The 17,746-nt window shown below is 68.2% G+C and carries 18 protein-coding genes; 7 read left to right on the top strand and 11 right to left on the bottom strand.

Going from position 1 to position 17,746, the window contains the following annotated elements; all coding sequences use genetic code 11:
* Nucleotides 1-39: 39 nt before the first annotated feature.
* Nucleotides 40-1,191 (bottom strand): GNAT family N-acetyltransferase, encoded by a 1,152-nt coding sequence (locus tag LXT12_RS02590; protein WP_233389151.1) that lies wholly within the window; start codon nucleotides 1,189-1,191, stop codon nucleotides 40-42.
* Nucleotides 1,192-1,254: 63 nt separating this feature from the next.
* On the opposite strand from LXT12_RS02590, the gene LXT12_RS02585 reads away from it, so the two are divergent.
* Both LXT12_RS02585 and LXT12_RS02580 read left to right on the top strand, forming a co-directional pair.
* On the top strand, nucleotides 1,255-3,249 hold the full coding sequence (locus LXT12_RS02585) for an NAD(+) synthase (protein ID WP_233389149.1): 1,995 nt from the start codon (nucleotides 1,255-1,257) through the stop codon (nucleotides 3,247-3,249).
* 33 nt (nucleotides 3,250-3,282) lie between these two features.
* Entirely contained in the window at nucleotides 3,283-3,621 is a 339-nt protein-coding gene (locus tag LXT12_RS02580; RefSeq protein WP_233389146.1) for a P-II family nitrogen regulator, read from the top strand.
* Nucleotides 3,622-3,638: 17 nt separating this feature from the next.
* On the opposite strand, the gene LXT12_RS02575 is transcribed toward LXT12_RS02580, so the two are convergent.
* Nucleotides 3,639-4,715, bottom strand: coding sequence for an HD domain-containing phosphohydrolase (locus tag LXT12_RS02575; RefSeq protein ID WP_233389144.1), 1,077 nt, complete (start codon nucleotides 4,713-4,715; stop codon nucleotides 3,639-3,641).
* A gap of 296 nt (nucleotides 4,716-5,011) precedes the next feature.
* On the opposite strand from LXT12_RS02575, the gene LXT12_RS02570 reads away from it, so the two are divergent.
* A complete protein-coding gene (locus tag LXT12_RS02570; protein ID WP_233389142.1) occupies nucleotides 5,012-7,582 on the top strand; it encodes an ATP-binding response regulator in 2,571 nt (856 codons plus the stop codon).
* A gap of 36 nt (nucleotides 7,583-7,618) precedes the next feature.
* Here the strand turns inward: LXT12_RS02570 and LXT12_RS02565 are convergent, their stop codons facing one another.
* The 7 genes from LXT12_RS02565 to LXT12_RS02535 all read right to left on the bottom strand — a co-directional run bounded on the left by LXT12_RS02565 (nucleotide 7,619) and on the right by LXT12_RS02535 (nucleotide 11,896).
* The gene (locus tag LXT12_RS02565; RefSeq protein ID WP_233389139.1) at nucleotides 7,619-8,230 is read right to left on the bottom strand and encodes a LysE family translocator; all 612 of its coding nucleotides are present in this window, start codon (nucleotides 8,228-8,230) and stop codon (nucleotides 7,619-7,621) included.
* Between the two features lie 65 nt (nucleotides 8,231-8,295).
* Nucleotides 8,296-9,087, bottom strand: a complete 792-nt coding sequence (locus LXT12_RS02560) for an AraC family transcriptional regulator (RefSeq protein ID WP_233389137.1) — start codon at nucleotides 9,085-9,087, stop codon at nucleotides 8,296-8,298.
* A 27-nt stretch (nucleotides 9,088-9,114) separates the two neighbouring features.
* Nucleotides 9,115-9,492, bottom strand: coding sequence for a diacylglycerol kinase (locus tag LXT12_RS02555; protein ID WP_233389136.1), 378 nt, complete (start codon nucleotides 9,490-9,492; stop codon nucleotides 9,115-9,117).
* On the bottom strand, nucleotides 9,489-10,001 hold the full coding sequence (locus LXT12_RS02550; protein ID WP_233389134.1) for an RDD family protein: 513 nt from the start codon (nucleotides 9,999-10,001) through the stop codon (nucleotides 9,489-9,491). Before LXT12_RS02550 ends, LXT12_RS02555 begins: the two co-directional genes overlap by 4 nt.
* Entirely contained in the window at nucleotides 9,998-10,837 is an 840-nt protein-coding gene (locus LXT12_RS02545; protein WP_233389132.1) for a DUF3106 domain-containing protein, read from the bottom strand. The genes LXT12_RS02550 and LXT12_RS02545 overlap by 4 nt, the downstream gene beginning before the upstream one ends.
* A gap of 10 nt (nucleotides 10,838-10,847) precedes the next feature.
* Nucleotides 10,848-11,333 carry a DUF3619 family protein gene (locus tag LXT12_RS02540; protein WP_233389129.1) on the bottom strand — a complete coding sequence of 162 codons (486 nt, stop codon included), beginning with the start codon at nucleotides 11,331-11,333 and terminating at the stop codon, nucleotides 10,848-10,850.
* A complete protein-coding gene (locus LXT12_RS02535) occupies nucleotides 11,330-11,896 on the bottom strand; it encodes an RNA polymerase sigma factor (RefSeq protein WP_233389127.1) in 567 nt (188 codons plus the stop codon). Before LXT12_RS02535 ends, LXT12_RS02540 begins: the two co-directional genes overlap by 4 nt.
* Nucleotides 11,897-12,124: 228 nt before the next feature.
* On the opposite strand from LXT12_RS02535, the gene LXT12_RS02530 reads away from it, so the two are divergent.
* The 3 genes from LXT12_RS02530 to ilvC all read left to right on the top strand — a co-directional run bounded on the left by LXT12_RS02530 (nucleotide 12,125) and on the right by ilvC (nucleotide 15,613).
* A complete protein-coding gene (locus tag LXT12_RS02530; protein ID WP_233389126.1) occupies nucleotides 12,125-13,912 on the top strand; it encodes an acetolactate synthase 3 catalytic subunit in 1,788 nt (595 codons plus the stop codon).
* A gap of 166 nt (nucleotides 13,913-14,078) precedes the next feature.
* Nucleotides 14,079-14,570, top strand: a complete 492-nt coding sequence (gene ilvN, locus LXT12_RS02525) for an acetolactate synthase small subunit (RefSeq protein WP_233389124.1) — start codon at nucleotides 14,079-14,081, stop codon at nucleotides 14,568-14,570.
* Between the two features lie 26 nt (nucleotides 14,571-14,596).
* Nucleotides 14,597-15,613, top strand: a complete 1,017-nt coding sequence (gene ilvC / locus LXT12_RS02520) for a ketol-acid reductoisomerase (protein WP_233389122.1) — start codon at nucleotides 14,597-14,599, stop codon at nucleotides 15,611-15,613.
* A gap of 58 nt (nucleotides 15,614-15,671) precedes the next feature.
* On the opposite strand, the gene LXT12_RS02515 is transcribed toward ilvC, so the two are convergent.
* A complete protein-coding gene (locus LXT12_RS02515) occupies nucleotides 15,672-16,088 on the bottom strand; it encodes a DUF1810 domain-containing protein (RefSeq protein ID WP_233389120.1) in 417 nt (138 codons plus the stop codon).
* Nucleotides 16,085-16,423 (bottom strand): NIPSNAP family protein, encoded by a 339-nt coding sequence (locus tag LXT12_RS02510; RefSeq protein WP_233389118.1) that lies wholly within the window; start codon nucleotides 16,421-16,423, stop codon nucleotides 16,085-16,087. Before LXT12_RS02510 ends, LXT12_RS02515 begins: the two co-directional genes overlap by 4 nt.
* 344 nt (nucleotides 16,424-16,767) lie before the next feature.
* Here LXT12_RS02510 and pssA point away from each other — a divergent pair, with 344 nt between their 5' ends.
* Nucleotides 16,768-17,592, top strand: a complete 825-nt coding sequence (pssA, locus tag LXT12_RS02505) for a CDP-diacylglycerol--serine O-phosphatidyltransferase (RefSeq protein WP_233389116.1) — start codon at nucleotides 16,768-16,770, stop codon at nucleotides 17,590-17,592.
* Nucleotides 17,593-17,746 lie beyond the last annotated feature (154 nt).

Below are 17,746 nucleotides of genomic sequence, written 5' to 3'. Positions count from 1 at the left end.
CCATTCAGGAAGACGCCGCACTCGCGGCGTCTTTTGCTTTTACGAGCCCGCTTGCGCGGTCTTGTAGGGCGCGTGGTCGTGGAGCTCGTCGATGTAGCCGGCCATGGCCTGGCCCTCACGGGCGAGGAAATCGTTGACGGCGTCGGCGAAGGCCGGGTGGGCCAGCCAGTGGCTGGAGGCCGTCGGCGTGGGCATGAGGCCGCGCGCCATCTTGTGCTCGCCCTGGGCGCCCCCTTCGAAGCGCTGGTAGCCGTCGGCGATGCACCAGGCCAGGGGCTGGTAGTAGCAGGCGTCGAAGTGCAGGTTGGGGATTTGCTCGGTCGCTCCCCAGTAGCGCCCGAAGGCCGCCCGGCGGGCGGGATCGAGGGCGATGAGCGAGGCGGCGACGCGGCGGCCCTCCCGCATCGCCGTGAACATCAGCCAGTGGCCGGGCATTTCGCTGGCCATGCGGGCGAAGAAGTCGCGCGTCAGGTAGGGGCGGCTGTGGTGCTCGCGGTAGGTCTGCTGGTAGCAGCGGTAGAAGTAATCCCAGTCCTCGGGCGTGATGGCCCGGCCCTCGCGCGCCTCGAAGCTGACGCCCGCCTCGCGCACGCGGCGCTGCTCCTGCTGGATCTTCTTGCGCTTGTCGCGGTGCAGCCGGGCCAGGAAGGCGGTGAAGTCGGCATCGCCGCCGGCCGTCCAGTGGAACTGCACACCGGCGCGTGCCATGCAGCCGGCCGCGGCGAGGGCCGCCTGGTCGGCTTCGTCGCCGAACAGCACGTGCAGGGACGAGGCATCGGTCTCGCGTGCCAGCGCCCGCAGGCCCTGCGCCAGCACGGCGCGGGCCTCGTCGTCCACGGCGAGCAGCCGGCTGCCGGGCACCGGCGTGAAGGGCACGGCCACGAGCAGCTTGGGGTAGTAGTTGAGGCCGTGCCGCTGGTAGGCCTCGGCCCAGGCCCAGTCGAAGACGTATTCGCCGTAGCTGTGGGCCTTGAGGTAGGCGGGGCAGGCGGCCAGCAGGTGCCCGTCGTCCCAGACGCTGAGGAAGCTCGGTTGCCAGCCCGTGCCAGCCACCGCGGAGCCGGAGTCGTGCAGGGCCTGCAGGTACTCGTGGCGCATGAAGGGCGTCGGCTGCGCGGAGGCGTCGAGCAGGCGGTTCCAGGCTTCTGGCGTCAGGGCGGCGGGCGAGTCGTGGACGCGGAGTGTCGGCATGGCGGGCTATTGGAAACCACCGCTGGAACGCAGGGCTAGACTGGGGTTTTGATGAAGCCGGCCATGCGTTTCGACAACCTCTACAGCCATGACTTCGCCCGCGTCGCCGTGGGCGTCCCCCAGTGCCGCGTGGCCGATCCGGCGTTCAATGCCGAGAAGACGATTGCCTTGCTGCGGCAAGCCGCGGCCGACGGCGTGGCCGTCATGGCCTTCCCGGAGCTGGGCCTGTCGGCCTACAGCTGCGACGACCTCTTCCACCAGCGCGCCCTGCTGGACGGCTGCGAGGCGGCGCTGGCCCAGGTGCTGGCCGCCACCCAAACGCTGCCTCTCGTCGCCATCGTCGGCATGCCGCTGCGCGTCGAGCAGCGCCTGTTCAACTGTGCCGTCGTGCTGCTGCGCGGCCGCATCCTCGGCGTGGTGCCCAAGACCTTCCTGCCCAACTACAGCGAGTTCTACGAAGCACGCCAGTTCGGCTCCGGCGAGGAGGCAACGGTCGACAGCGTCACGCTGCTCGGCCAGCAGGTGCCTTTCGGCAGCCGCCAGGTCTTTTCGGCCGAGGACATGCCGCTGCTGCGCCTGCACGTGGAGATCTGCGAGGACGTCTGGACGCCGATCCCGCCGTCCTCCTTCGCGGCGCTGGCCGGGGCGACCGTGCTGGTCAACCTGTCGGCGTCCAACATCGTCGTCGGCAAGGCCGCCTACCGGCGCCAGCTGGTGTCGCAGCAGTCGGCGCGCTGCCTGGCAGCCTATGTCTATTCGTCCGCCGGCGCGGGCGAGTCGACGACCGACCTGGCCTGGGACGGCCAGGCTCTCATCTGCGAGAACGGCGAGCTGCTCGCGGAGTCCGAGCGCTTCGTGCGGGACTCGCACGTCGTGACGGCCGACGTCGACCTGGAGCGCCTGGCGCGCGAGCGCATGCGCCAGACCAGCTTCGGCGATTCCGTGCGCCTGCATGCGGCGGCGGTGGGTGCCTTCCGTCAGGTGCCGTTCGAGCTGGGCCTGGATCGCGACCGGCCGCTGGCCTTGCACCGCCGCGTCGAGCGCTTCCCCTACGTGCCCGCCGACCTCGGCCGCCGCGACGAGCGCTGCCAGGAGGTCTACAACATCCAGGTCCAGGGCCTGACCCAGCGCCTGGCCTCCAGCGGCATCGGCAAGCTCGTCGTCGGCATCTCCGGCGGGCTGGATTCGACCCATGCGCTGCTGGTGGCCGCCCGCGCGATGGATGCACTCGGCCTGCCGCGCACCCACATCATCGGCGTGACCATGCCGGGTTTCGCCACGGGCGAGCGCACGCGCGAGCAGGCGCGGCGTCTGATGGCGGCCGTGGGCTGCGAGGCGCGCGAGATCGACATCCGGCCGAGCTGCGCGCAGATGCTCCGGGACATCGGCCATCCCCACCGCGAAGACCAGCCGGTCTACGACGTCACCTTCGAGAACGTCCAGGCCGGCGAGAGGACCAGCCACCTCTTCCGCCTGGCCAACCTGGCAGGCGGCATGGTGCTCGGCACGGGCGACCTGTCCGAGCTGGCGCTGGGGTGGTGCACCTATGGCGTGGGCGACCACATGTCCCACTACAACGTCAATGCCAGCGTGCCCAAGACGCTGATCCAGCACCTCGTGCGCTGGGTGGCCGAGACCGGGCAGCTCGGTGCGGGCACCGACACGCAGGTGCTGCACGACATCCTCGACACGGAGATCAGCCCGGAACTCGTTCCCGGCGCCCTGCAGAGCACGGAGGCGGTGGTCGGCCCCTATGCGCTGCAGGACTTCAACCTCTTCTACACCCTTCGCCACGGCTACGCGCCGAGCAAGATCGCCTTCCTGGCCCGCCACGCCTGGGGCGAGGCCTATGCGCCGGCCGAGATCAAGCGCGTGCTGCGCATCTTTCTGCAGCGCTTCTTCAAGGGCAGCCAGTTCAAGCGCAGCTGCGTGCCGAACGCGCCCAAGGTGGGCAGCGGCGGGTCGCTCTCGCCGCGTGGCGACTGGAGGGCGCCGAGCGATTCGGAAGCGGCCGTGTGGCTGGCCGATCTGGACCGGATTCCGGACGAACGTGCTTAAATCGGCGCCAAGCGATATCAGGAGCCTTGTCCCATGAAGCAGATCACCGCCATCATCAAACCCTTCAAGCTCGACGAGGTCCGCGAGGCGCTGGCCGAGGTGGGCGCTTCGGGGCTGACGGTCACCGAAGTCAAGGGTTTCGGCCGCCAGAAGGGCCACACCGAGCTCTACCGCGGCGCCGAATACGTCGTCGACTTCCTGCCCAAGGTCAAGGTCGAGGTGGTGGTGAAGGACGAGGAGGTCGAGCGCTGCATCGACGCCATCCTCAAGGCCGCCAAGACGGGCAAGATCGGCGACGGCAAGATCTTCGTGCTGCCGGTCGAACAGGTGGTTCGCATCCGCACCGGCGAGACCGACGAAGCGGCGGTCTAGCCAGGGCCGAGCTCCGATCACGCCATCGGGGCTCGCGAAAGCTGGGGACGCGCCGTCTCGCCGCTGTCCCGGTAGCGGGCCCGGATGTCCAGCACTTCGGGCAATCGGTTCATGAAGGCCTGCACGCAAGCCGGATCGAAGTGCTGCCCGCTTTGCGCCTGCAGATAATCCAACGCCTCGTCGACGGCCCAGGCCGGCTTGTAGGGCCGCTCCGAGGTCAGCGCGTCGAAGACGTCCGCCACGGCGACGATGCGCCCGACCAGAGGGATGGCGTCACCGGTCAGGCCCGACGGGTAGCCGTTGCCGTCGAACTTCTCATGGTGCGTCAGTGCGACGGTGGCGGCCAGTTGAAGCACCGGGCTGGTGCTGTCGCTGAGTATCTCGAAGCCGATGCTGGCGTGATGTCTCATCACGATCAATTCCTCGGGCGTCAACCGTCCGGGCTTCAGCAGGATGTGGTCCGGCGTCCCGACTTTGCCGATGTCATGCATCGGCGCAGCGTGCAGGATGAGTTCCTGCAGCGAGGACGGTTCACCCAACTGCGCGGCGATCAGCTTCGAGTAGTTCGCCATGCGCATCAGGTGGGCACCGGTCTCGGGGTCGCGGTATTCGGCGGCGCGTGACAGCCGGAAGATCGTTTCCCGTTCTCGTTCGACGATGGTCGCGGCTGCCTTGTTGACCTCCCGCGCCAGCCATTCCGCGCGGTCTTCCAGCGCCTTCTGGCCTGCACGCAGGGTGAGCATGTTGCGGGCGCGGGAGAGGAACTCCTTGCGGTCGATGGGCTTGTTGAGAAAGTCGCTGGCCCCAGCGCTCAGCGCCTCGTGGCGGACCGTCCGCTCGGAATCCGCAGTGATCATCAGTACCGGCACGTTGCCCCGATTCGGCATGCGCTGCAAGCGACGGATGAAGCTGATTCCGTCCAGTTCCGGCATGCGGTAGTCCACGATCACCAGGTCCGGCTGGTGGACGGCGCACCAGTCGAGCGCTCGGAGCGGGTTTTCGAAACCGGTTGCGCTCACGTCGTCCAACTGCCCACACCACTCGACGAGCAACGACACGTTTTCTCCAAGGTCGTCAACGATCAGGACGTTCATCACTTCGCTCCAGCCGAGCGTCTCGGCGATTGTGCTGCCGCAGGCCTGCAGTGCCTGTTTGCCAGCCTACCCCGTCTCGTGCCGTCCTGGCGTGCCCGATTCAGGGGGCGGTGATTCCGGATACCGCGCTTGTGCCGATGGCGGACTTGATCTGTCTGCTGCAGGATTCGCGGCACCGGCCGCCAGTCTGTGTGGTCGAGCGCATCCTTGACGTTCCGGCCGTTCCATCAGACCCATTGGGAGCCACGGCAATGTCACACAGCACTCTTTCAGGGTTCCGGTGGATCGTGTTGTCGATGTTGTTGCTGCAGGGATCGGCAGCCTTCGCATCCGGCGCGCAGGCCGGTGTCGACCAAACCTGGCGAGACCGCTTTGTGCTCGGGGATTTCGCGCAGACCATGCGCGACCCCGTGCGCGCGGCCCGTGAAGGTCGCGTGGCGCTTGACGCGGCGCAGCGCTCCGGCGACTTGCAGGCCCAGCTCAAGGCCGCAGCCAGCTACTTCCTGGCGATGGACGAAAACACCGGCGATTGCGCGGTCGTCGATCCGGTCATCAATGCCGCCAAGTCGCGACGCCAGGAGTTCGCCGTTGAGTTGTTCGACGTGGCTGCCGCTGCCTACCTCAGCCTGTCGGACCAGCACTGCAAGAGCTTCCTTCAGCCCGATGAACTGGAGGCGCTGGCTCGCCAGTTGGGCGATCCAGCGAGGATGTATTTCGTCCTCGGTGCCCGGGCGCTTGCGACGCTCAAGGAGAACCGGTTCAACGATGCCATCCAGACGCTGGCCGAACAACCGAACTACGCCATCTCGCAGCCCCAGGTGGTGTTCTCTCTGCACAACCGGGCTCAGGCCGAGCTTGCGGCCAACCCGGCGTCCAACGCGGCCCGGGCCCTGCTGGCCGATGCGCTGCCGCGCATCGTGGCCAGTCAGTACCCTGCGCTCTACCTGAGCCAACAGGTCCTGTCGTTCCGGATGGAGTTCGCCGCCCGGCATGACGTGGCGGCGTTTGATCACATGAAACAGGCGCTGCCCGGCACGCTCAAGGGTGTGCTCGGCGCCTGCCCTTCCGGTTTCGATCTCGTGACCTTTGCGCGCGCCAAGGTCACCGCGGGGCGGCCCGGGGAAGCGCTCGCGTTACTCGACGAAGCCAGGAAGTTCAACTCGAACTGCAAGAAGCTGGTGGCCTTGCGAAGCCGGGTGGCTCTGGAAGCCTGCACGGCCCTCGGCACGCCGGATGCGCTGGCACGCGGCCAAAGGGAGATCGAACAGATGGACGCCCTGCTGGCCGACACGCGCTCGTTCGGACCGCAAACCGTTAGGGCATTCAAATCTCGCGCGGCTTCGTTCTGGGAGCGGTTCGGCCGCTACGAGGAGGCCCTGCGTGCCCTGCGGGAGTCCAACAAGGCTGGCGAGGAACTGCAGCGGATTTCCAGCGAAACCGCCCGGGTGGAACTGCAGGAAAAGCTCAACGTCGCCGCCAAGGACAAGGAAAACGCCGAACTCAAGGCCGAATCGGAGCTGCAGGCCGCGCGACAACGCGGCTGGATGATGGCCTTCGGAGCGGCGGCGGTCGGAGTGGCTGCGACCGCGGTCGCCCTCGCGGTGGCTATGCGCCGAGGCCGCCGGCTGGTGCAGGTGTCGGCGGAGCTGGCGTTGCGCAATCGCGAACTTGAGCAGCGCAGCGCGTCGCGCATCCGGCTGCTGGCGGCCGCCTGCCACGACCTGCGCCAGCCGGCCCACGCGCTGGGCATGCTGGCCGAACTGGGCGCCGATGCGCAACGCGAGTCCTCGCGCTTTGTCGCCTGGCTGCAGAGCGTGAGGCGCAGCACCGCGTCGCTGGGCGAGATGCTTGATGAGCTGATGGACCTTGGTCGGCTGGACGGCGGGCACTACACGCCGCAGCTCGCCGTCGTATCGCTGGCTGAACTGCTGCACGACGTCATGCTGCACTTTGGTGGCCTGGCCAAGCGCAAGGGCCTGTCGCTGGACGTGCCGCCAGCGGACGGCCACGTGATGTCGGACGGGCATCTCCTTCGTCGCATCCTCTTCAACCTGGTCTCCAACGCCATCAAGTACACCGATTCCGGCTTTGTGAGAGTGAGGCTGCAGTACTCGGGACCCACCGTGTGCTTGACGGTGCAGGACAGCGGCTCAGGCATCCCGCCCCACAGGCTCGAGGACGTCTTTCGCGATCGCGTGCGGCTCGACCCGGCCAAGGCTGCCGAAGGCCTCGGTATCGGGTTGTCCATCGTGCGTCGCGCCGCCGAACTGCTAGGCCACAAGTTGAATCTCTCCTCAAGCCCCGGCGAGGGCACGACCGTCGCGCTCACTCTGCCGCTGATCGCCGAGGCGCCGCTGCCCGAACCGGTCCCGGCCGCGGGTGCCGTCGGCGGCGGACGCGGCGTGCTGGCGCTGCTGGAGGACGATGTCGAAGTACGGGACGCCATGGCGGCGCTGTTGCAACGCTGGGGCTATACGGTGCATGCCGCGGCCGACGTGGAAGGTGTACTCGCATCGCTGGAAAGCAACCCTCTCGCGCCTGCGCTGGTCATCTCCGACCTGCACCTGGGTGCCAGCGACGGGTTGACGGAAGTGGCGCGTCTGCGCGATGTACTGCAGGCGCCCGCGCTGCCCGCGCTTCTGGTCACCGGCGACCTGGACGCTGCCATCGCCAGCCAGGCAGCCCAGGCGAGCGTGTACGTGGCCCACAAGCCGCTGGCGCCGCGCAAGCTGTCGGCCCTGGTGGCGCAGTTACTGCAGATCCCGGCTCTCGATCGTGGGGCAGAGCCGGCCGGGTCGCCGGCGGCATGCGTGCACGACGGTGGCGCGGTGTACGGAGATGGCCCGCTGCATCGGCAGGCCGGTTGACCGTTTTGCTCAGGCCGCGGTTCGGGGGGCGAGACCTTAACGCTCAGTCAGGGCGAGCTTCAGGCCAAGACCCACGAAGGCCGCTGCGAAGCTTCGACGCAGCCAGGCCATGGCCGTTGCGCTGCCGAATACGCGATCGCGCATGCCTGCTGCGAAAGCCCCGTATGCCGCGAACACGGCGAAGGTCATGACCATAAAAGCGGCGGAGAGTTTCAGCATCGCCAGTGTCGGCTCCGCGTCCTCCTGCGCGACGAATTGCGGCAGGAAGGCCAGGAAGAACATCGACAGCTTGGGATTGAGCAGGTTGACGAGCACGGCGTGCCGCACGACCTCGGCGTTGGAGCGCCTGGCGCCTTCGGCCTCGACCCGCAGGACGCCCTGTTCCCGCCAGGTCATCCAGGCGATGTAGAGCAGATAGGCCACGCCCGCCACCTTGACGGCCTCGAAGGCCAGGGCGCTGGCGTGCAGCAGGGCCGCCAGGCCGGTGATGGCTGCCAGCATGTGGGGCACGATGCCCAGCGTGCAGCCGAGGGCGGCGACCAGGGCCGTGCGCGCGCCGCGTGACAGGCCGGTGGCGATGGTGACGGCCGCGCCCGTCCCGGGCGAGGCGACGACGAGTAAAGAGACGGTGAGGAATTCGAGATTCATGCAGGCGCTCCGGAAGTGAGGGCGCCATGCTGGCTTCCCGGCCCGCGGCCGTCTTGAACGAAATTTCAGAGTCGCGCGAGAGCGCCGGGCGTCATCCCGAGGCAGCGCACGAAACAGCGCGTCATGTGGCTCTGGTCGGCGAAGCCGCTGGCCGCCGCGGCCTCGGCCAAGCCCTGCCCAGCCAGCACCAGGCGGCGCGCGAGCTGCACGCGGCGCTGCACCTGGTAGGCATGGGGCGGCAGGCCGGTCAGGCGGGCAAAGGCCCGCAAGAACTGGTAGCGGCTCAGGCCGGCGTCGGCGGCGAGCTCGGAGAGGCGGAGCTCGGCGGCGGGATCGTCGTCCAGCCGGCTGCGGGCGCTGGCAATGCTCGCGGTGGCGGCCACGGGGCGGGGCTCGGCGGGCCGCAGCAGCCAGGCCACCAGCACGAGCAGGGCCGATTCGGCCTCCAGCCTCGAGCAGCCGGGCGACAGCGCCGCCTCGAACAGGGCCTGGAAACGGAGGGCGACGGCCGCGTCGCGCAGCACGGGGGCGTGGAACTCGAAGGCCGGGGTGGCGCTCATGTCGGCCGCCGCGTCGAGCACCTGAGCCGGGTCGACGTAGAGCATGCGCCAGCGTCGGCCGCGGGCGTCCAGGGGGCGGCCGTCGTGCACCTCGCCGGGGTTGACCGTGATGAGGTCGCCCGGGCCGGCCTCCACCGTGCCGCGACCACTGGCCGACTTTTGCGCGCCGCGCTCGATCAGGCCGATGCCGAACTGGTCATGCGTGTGGCGGCCGAATGCGTGGGCCGAATCGGCCACGACGACCTGCATGCCGGGCATGCCGGAACGCAGCAACTGGATGCCTCGGGCCTGGCGCATGGCCCGAGTGTCACACCAACGGCGCCGTCAGCGCAGGTGCTGCCAGACGGCAGCGGCCCAGACGCCGCCCGCCAGCAGCAGGGACAGCATCACGGCGGCGCTGGCGATGTCCTTGGCGCGCTTGGAGAGGTGGTGCATCTCGAAGGACACCCGGTCCACGACTGCCTCGATCGCGGAGTTGAGCAGCTCGACGATGAGCACCGCCAGCAGCGACCCGAGCAGCAGGGCGATCTGGACCCAGTCGCGGCCAACCCAGAAGGCCAGCGGCGCGCCGACGATGAGCAGCCAGGTTTCCTGGCGGAAGGCGCTTTCGCCGGTGTAGGCGGCCTTCAGCCCGGCCCAGGAGTAGCCGGCGGCGCGGATGATTCGGTCCAGGCCCGTGCGGCCTTTGTGGGGATTGCTCATGGACGCTGCGGGAGCTGGGTGATGACGCGCGTGCCGCAGATCGTATCGTGCAGGAACTGCCGTCCGGGATGCAGGCGCGCAATGAGCAGGTAGGCAAGCATGCCGGCGACGAGGCTGCCGACGATGGCGCCGCCACCGTGCAGGCCGAGCGCCCAGGTGCTGACCAGCGCCGGCAGGAACCACAGCCAGCTGGCCAGATAGCGCGCCACGGCTCGAGGCGCCTTCAGCGGTCGGCCCGCGGTGTCGACGACGCGCAGATGCCAGGTCTTCATCGCGAGCGTCTGGCCGGAGCGGGTCCAGAAGCCGACGAAGTACAGGCCCAGCACGATGAAGATGAAGATGCCAAGGCCGACTCGTCCCTGCAGGGCGTGCTGCTGCCGGGTCAGCACCGAATACAGGAAGCCCGCGAAGAAGACGACGCCGAAGAGCAGCACGCCCTCATACAGCAACGCCGCGAAGCGTCGCGCCAGGCCCGGAGGCGTGGCGCCTGTGGTGCCGGACGCCGTCATGGGCGCGGCGCGGAGGCGCTCGGCGCTCTCGGGGGCTTGGGCAGCAGGGTCTTGGGGTCGACGAGGTCGGGGTCGGCCACCACCTTGGATTCACCCGCCACCTGGTGGCTGGGCAGGCGCAGCGCGTGGGTGATGAGCACGGTGGTCGCGCCGGGCTTGGCCTGGATGAGGCCGCCGGTCACGGCCACGGGCGCGACGAGCCGGGGCGTCGCCGGAACGATGTTGGACTTGGGCTGGGCTGCGAGGGGCTTGGCCACCGGGCCCGCCGCCGTGCGCTGGGCCTTGCGGCGGGCGGCCGCCTTGTCGACGAGCGCCTGGCGCTGCTCCGGCGACAGGGCCTGGTAGGCCTCCCACTTGGCCTGGCGCTGCTCGGCGTCGACCTGCTTGGCCACCTGGAAACCGACGCGGGCGTCGCGGCGCTCGGCCGGCGTCAGCTTGGCCCAGTCGCGCATGCGCTCGTGCAGCCGGGTGAGCTCGGGCGGGGGCAGGGTGGCGAGCATGGGGGTGGCGTTCAGCCATTTGCTGCGCTGCGTGGGGCCGAGATGGGGCCAGTCGGCCTCCAGCGGCGCGAGCAGCTGGCGCTGGGTGGGGGTCAGGCTGGCCCAGGTCGGGGCCGGCGCCAGGGCGGAGGCCACCGGCACGGCCGGGGCCTTGGGCGCCGGCACGGCCGGGCGCGGTGCCGGGGTGGCCGGAGCCACGCTCGCAGCCGGTTCGGGGAGCGGCGCGGACGCGGCGTCGGGAAGCTGCGCAAAAGCACGAAGCCCCGCTGCGCTGAGCAGCAGGGCGATCAGCAGGCGGGGAAGGGCGGCTCGCGTCGTCGGGACAACTCGGCTCATGCGCATCCGGTCATTCCTGGCTGTCCCTCAGGTATTCGGCAAAACCGGGGTCGCTGAAGGCCGAAGGCGGGAGGTGGTCGCTCAGCAGGGCGGTGTCCACTTCGGCCGCGGCGACCACCTGTTCATGGATTTGGCTCTGCTGCATCAGCACCAGGCCGGCGAGCAAGGCAAGCAAGGGCAGGGCGGAGATCAGCTTGGCCCACAGGCCGTTTCGGCCATCGCTGCCGCCAGCCGGCCCCATGCCGCGCGGGCCGCCGCTGAAGGCCAGAACCGAGCCCATCTGCACCACGCTGGGGCTGGGGGCCGCGGCTGCCTGGGCGGCGCGGGCCTGGGCCGCTCGCGCCAGCGCTTGCTCGCGCGCGAAGCGCAGGCGCTCCGACACGTCGTGAGGCATCGCAGCGCTACGTTCCGTCAGTCCGGCGGCGACGCGCAGGCCGAACCGCGCAACGCGGGCGTCCAGGTCGGCGGGGAGGGGGGAAGACTTCGGCGAATTCATAGCGTGATCCCTTTGGCCTTGAGAGCCTTGGCCAGCGCATGGACTGCTCGTGAACAGTGAGTTTTGACACTGCCTTCGGAGCAACCCATCACAGAGGCGGTCTCTGCAACATCCAGTTCCTCCCAGTAACGCAACAGGAAGGCTTCCCGTTGACGCGTCGGCAGCTGTTGCACCTCGGTATCGATGGACTGCAAGATCTGCGCCCGGCTGACCTCGTCCGCGGCGCTCAGGGCGCCCATGGCGCCGTCCTGGGTCTCGAGGATCTCCAGCAGGTCGAAGTCGCCGTCGGCGTCCGCACCCTCGAAGTCCGACATATTCGTCATGACCGCGCTGCGGACCTTCTGCCGGCGGAACCAGTCCATCGTCGCGTTGGACAGGATGCGCTGGAAGAGCAGGGGCAGCTCGGCCGCGGGGCGGTCGAAATAGTTTTCGGCCAGCTTGATCATGGCGTCCTGCACGATGTCGAGGGCGGCATCGTCGTCTCGAACCACGTAGGCCGTGCGCTTGAAGGCGCGACGGTCCACGGTACGCAGGAAATCGTTGAGTTCTTTGTCAGTGGCCAAGGCGGAAGGCGGTCCGGGCAGCAAGGCGGATTATGGCATTCGCCTGATACGAAGGCTTAACGAGTTTTACCGGCCATAATGCGGCTTCGCACAAAGAGTCTGGTCTCTCAGTGGCCGCCCGACTGGGGCCCCATCTGTTCTGACCGCGCAGGCTCCGAGTCCGCCTCACGAGGGCGCGAGTAGGAGCACCGATGGTTTTTCGTCAGAGAAATTCACAGAGGTTCGAAAATGGACATGTCTGCCGCGGAAATCAAACGCGCCACCCAGGCGCAGCCGAATTCCTCTTCCCCCTCCACCACCACCGCGGAGCTCAATGGCTCCGAGATCCTCGTTCGCTGCCTCCAGGCCGAAGGGGTGCGCCATCTCTGGGGTTATCCCGGGGGCGCGGTGCTCTACATCTACGACGCCCTCTACAAGCAGGACAGCATCCAGCACGTGCTGGTGCGGCATGAGCAGGCCGCCGTCCATGCAGCCGACGGCTTCGCCCGGGCGACCGGCGAGGTCGGCGTGGCGCTGGTCACTTCGGGTCCGGGCGTGACGAATGCCGTCACCGGCATCGCCACCGCCTACATGGACTCCATCCCGATGGTGATCATCTCGGGCCAGGTGCCGACGCCGGCCATCGGCCTGGATGCCTTTCAGGAGTGCGACACCGTAGGCATCACCCGGCCCATCGTCAAGCACAACTTCCTGGTGAAGGACGTGCGCGACCTGGCCGTGACGCTCAAGAAGGCCTTCCACATCGCCCGCACCGGCCGCCCGGGTCCGGTGGTCGTGGACATCCCCAAGGACGTGTCCCTCGCCAAGACGACGTTCAGCTATCCGGACCGCATCGAGATGCGCTCCTACAACCCGGTGCGCAAGGGCCACAGCGGCCAGATCCGCAAGGCCGTGCAGCTGCTGCTGCAGGCCAAGCGGCCCTACATCTACACCGGCGGCGGCGTCATCCTCGGCGAAGCGACGCAGGAACTGCGCGAACTCGTCGACCTGCTGGGCTACCCCTGCACCAACACGCTGATGGGCCTGGGCGCCATGCCCGGCACCGACCCGCGCTTCCTCGGCATGCTGGGCATGCACGGCACCTACGAGGCCAACATGACCATGCAGCACTGCGACGTGCTGCTGGCCGTCGGCGCGCGCTTCGACGACCGCGTCATCGGCAACCCGAAGCACTTCGCCCAGGTCGAGCGCAAGATCATCCACGTCGACATCGACCCCTCGTCGATCTCCAAGCGGGTGCGGGTCGACATCCCCATCGTCGGCGACGTGAAGGACGTGCTGCAGGAGCTGATCGCCCAGCTGAAGGAGGCCCAGGCCAAGCCCGACGCCAACGCCGTCAACGCCTGGTGGAGCCAGATCAACGACTGGCGCCGCCGAGACTGCCTGGCCTACAAGGGCTCGGACGAGGTCATCAAGCCGCAGATGGTGGTCGACACCCTCTGGAAGCTGACCCGCGGCCGCGACACGTACATCACGTCCGACGTCGGCCAGCACCAGATGTGGGCCGCGCAGTTCTACAAGTTCGACGAACCGCGCCGCTGGATCAACTCCGGCGGCCTGGGCACCATGGGCGTGGGCCTGCCGTACGCCATGGGCATCAAGCTGGCCCGGCCCGAGTCGGACGTGTTCTGCATCACGGGCGAAGGCAGCATCCAGATGTGCATCCAGGAGCTGTCGACCTGCCTGCAGTACAAGACGCCCGTCAAGATCGTCTCGCTGAACAACCGCTACCTCGGCATGGTGCGCCAGTGGCAGGAGCTCGACTACGAGGGTCGCTATTCGCACAGCTACATGGACGCGCTGCCCAACTTCGTGAAGCTGGCCGAGGCCTATGGCCACGTCGGCCTGCTGGTCGAGAAGCCGAGCGACGTGGAAGGCGCGCTGAAGGAAGCGATGCGCCTGAAGGACCGCACCGTCTTCCTCGACATCCGCACCGATCCGACCGAGAACGTCTGGCCCATGGTCAAGGCGGGCAAGGGCATTTCGGAAATGCTGCTGGGCTCGGAAGACCTGTGAACGGCTGAAGCCGTCGGTCCTGGCGAGGGTTACCTCCCTCGCCGAGGCTGGCGGCGGATGCCGGACGCAGCCGACGAAGGCAGCCCTTTCTTCAACGATTCGAACCCGCCGCCAAGGTGCCGTGGTTACCGCCACGGTCGCTGAAGAGCGCGAAGGACGACATCCCATGAGACACATCATCGCTTTGCTCATCGAGAACGAGCCGGGGGCGCTGTCGCGCGTCGTGGCCCTGTTCTCGGCCCGGGGCTACAACATCGAGAGCCTGACCGTCGCGCCCACCGAGGACGCCTCGCTGTCGCGCATGACCATCGTGACGACCGGCAGCGACGAGGTCATCGAGCAGATCACCAAGCACCTCAACCGCCTCATCGAGGTCGTCAAGGTCGTCGACCTCACCGAGGGCAACTACACCGAGCGCGAACTGATGCTCATCAAGGTGAGGGCGGTCGGCAAGGAGCGCGAGGAGATCAAGCGCACCGCCGACATCTTCCGCGGCCGCATCATCGACGTGACCGAGAAGACCTACACCATCGAGCTGACCGGCGACGCCAGCAAGCTCGACGCCTTCATCGACGCCATCGACCGCGCGTCCATCCTCGAAACCGTGCGCACCGGTGCCTCGGGCATCGGCCGCGGCGAACGCATTCTTCGGGTCTGACCGGACCTTCTTCCCTGGAGCGAACCATGAACGTTTACTACGACAAAGACGCCGATCTGAGCCTCATCAAGGGCAAGAACGTCACCATCATCGGCTACGGCTCACAAGGCCATGCCCACGCGCAGAACCTCAACGACAGCGGCTGCAAGGTCACCGTCGCCCTGCGCCGCGGCGGCGCCTCCTGGAGCAAGGCCGAAGGCGCGGGCCTGAAGGTCGCCGAGATCGCCGAGGCCGTGAAGTCGGCCGACGTGGTGATGATCCTGCTGCCCGACGAGCAGATCGCCGACGTCTACAAGAAGGAAGTCGAGCCCAACATCAAGCAGGGCGCGTCGCTGGCCTTCGCCCACGGCTTCAACGTGCACTACGGCCAGGTCCAGCCGCGCGAGGACCTCGACGTCTGGATGGTCGCCCCCAAGGCTCCCGGCCATACGGTGCGCAACACCTACAAGCAGGGCGGCGGCGTGCCCCACCTGATCGCCGTCTATGCCGACAAGACCGGCAAGGCGCGTGACCTGGCGCTGAGCTATGCCGCGGCCAACGGCGGCGGCAAGGCCGGCATCATCCAGACCTCCTTCCGCGAAGAGACCGAGACCGACCTCTTCGGCGAGCAGGCCGTGCTCTGCGGTGGCGCCGTCGAGCTGATCAAGGCGGGCTTCGAGACGCTGACGGAAGCCGGCTACGCCCCCGAGATGGCCTACTTCGAGTGCCTGCACGAGCTCAAGCTCATCGTGGACCTGATCTACGAAGGCGGCATCGCCAACATGAACTACTCGATCTCGAACAACGCCGAGTACGGCGAGTACGTGACCGGGCCCAAGGTCGTGACCGAGGCCACCAAGAACGCCATGCGCCAGGCCCTGAAGGACATCCAGACCGGCGAATACGCCAAGTCCTTCATCCTCGAGAACAAGGCCGGCGCGCCGACGCTGATCAGCCGCCGCCGCCTGACGGCCGAGCACCCCATCGAGCAGGTCGGCGAGAAGCTGCGCGAGATGATGCCCTGGATCAAGGCCAACAAGCTGGTCGACAAGGCCAAGAACTGAGGCCCTGTCCTCCACGGTCCACGAGGGCCGGTGCCGTGAGGCGCCGGCCCTTTTTTCGCTAGTGGAGCAGAGCCAGCGTCGTCGCGTCGGGCTGCCCGCCGTAGAAGGCGTCCAGCGCCTCGCGGAAGATGTTCACCGGTGACGGGCTGACGGCATCGAACAGCGTCAGGCAGGACCGGAGCTTGAGCGCGTCGACCTCGCCCAGGATGCTTTCGGCCGAACGCCCCCGGTGGGCCAGCATCGCCTGCACGCAGCCGCGCAGCCGCTCGCCCAGCAGGGGATGGGCGAGGTAGGCCTCGGCTTCGGCGCGATCGGCGATGCCGTAGTGCTGGGCCGTGGAGCTGCGGCCGAGGCCGCGCAGCTGGGGTAGCACGAACCACATCCAGTGGCCGGTCTTGCGTCCGGCCTTCAACTCTCCCAGCGCCTGTTCATGCACGCCGTCCTGCGCCTGGACGAAGCGTTCGAGCGGGTTCATGCGAGCCCATTGTGGGCGCGCAGCGCCTCGACGGCATCGGGCGGCAGCCACAGCAGGGTGTTCAGGTAGTCGTCCAGACAGTCGACCAGTTCGGCCCGCGGGCCCTGCTTCCAGGTGGCGGAGCCGTAGAAGGCTTCCTGCTGCGCGATGAGCTGCTCGCGGCTGTCATAGGCACGGATCAGGTAGAAGCTCTCATGCTCGTGGTCGGAGCGGCCGAAGGCGACGACGTCCATGCCGCTGGCCCGCACGAGGGGCAGGGCCGTGCGCACGGCAGCGACGAAACGCTCGGCGCAGCCGGGCTTGAGCTTGTAGGTGCGGATTTCGATCAGCTTCATGCGTGGACTCCAGCGAGCTGCGCATCCTAGGCCACTGCGTCGGGGAAATGGCACCCCCGTGAGGTCCCAAGCCGGCCCAATCAAGGCGCGAGGCGCAGCCGGGGTCGGGCCCCGGCGAGGCCGAGCAACGCCGAGTGGGCCGGCTTGGGACCTCACCCTGCGGGCCGGGGCGTAAAGGCAGGCATTCAGCGTTGCTCGTCGTTGTGGGTCCCGACCCACGGCCTCCTCGCGCCTTGCCTGCCTGCCTTTACGCCCCGGCGGGGGTGTCATTTCCCCGACGCAGTGGACTAGGCCTGCCATCGTCCGGACCTGTCAGCAGGCCCCCTGCGCTATCCTGCCGCCCCATGACTCCCGATCCCATCGAGGACGACGAGCCCAGCATCGCCGTCCGTCCCCGCCGCAAGGGCATCTACGCCCTGCCCAATGCCATCACCCTGGGCGCGCTGTTCAGCGCCTTCTACGCCATCGTCATGGCCATGAACGGCCGCTTCGAGGTGGCCTGCGTGGCCATCTTCGCCGCCGCCGTGCTCGACAGCCTGGACGGCCGGGTCGCGCGCATGACCAACACCCAGTCGGCCTTCGGCGAGCAGATGGACAGCCTGTCCGACATGGTGGCCTTCGGCGCCGCGCCGGCCCTCATCGTCTACATGTGGGCCCTCAAGGACATGGGCAAGCCGGGCTGGATCCCGGCCTTCGTCTACATCGCCGGGGCGGCGCTGCGCCTGGCGCGCTTCAACGTCAACATCGGCGTGGTGGACAAGCGCTATTTCCAGGGCCTGCCCAGCCCGGCCGCGGCGGCGCTGGTCATCGGCCTGATCTGGGCGGTGGTCGACCAGGCCAGCTACACCGGCGTGCAGCCGGGCAGTTGGGTCGCCTGGGCGGCCTACGGCATCACGCTGTTCGCCGGGCTTTCGATGGTGACGAATGCGCCCTTCTACAGCTTCAAAGTCTTCGACCGGCGGCGCTCCGTGCCCTTCGTGGTGCTGGTCGTGATCATGCTGGGCATCGGCCTGGCGGCACTCGATCCCTCGCGCGTTCTCTTCGGCGTCTTCTGCGTCTACGGCCTGTCGGGCTATGCCATCTACGGCTGGCGCAAGGCCAAGGGCAAGCCGGTCAGCGTCATCTCGACGAGCACCGACGAGCCCGACGAGCGCGGCTTGCATCAGTAGCCATTCATGCTAGATTCGCGTCCCATGCAAAGCGTGCACTCGATCAGCCTGCTACTAGCCCTGGAGGAACCACGGGTTCGCTAGTCAGTCACGCCTACACGCTCCACCTGACCCCAACGGCCCGTATGCAACCGCAGCGGGCCGTTCGCGTTTT

The sequence above is a fragment of the Pelomonas caseinilytica genome (genome assembly GCF_021353235.1).
GTDB lineage: Bacteria > Pseudomonadota > Gammaproteobacteria > Burkholderiales > Burkholderiaceae_C > Pelomonas > Pelomonas caseinilytica.
Note: the sequence above shows the minus strand (reverse complement) of the source record. Positions and strands in the feature narration are given on the sequence as shown.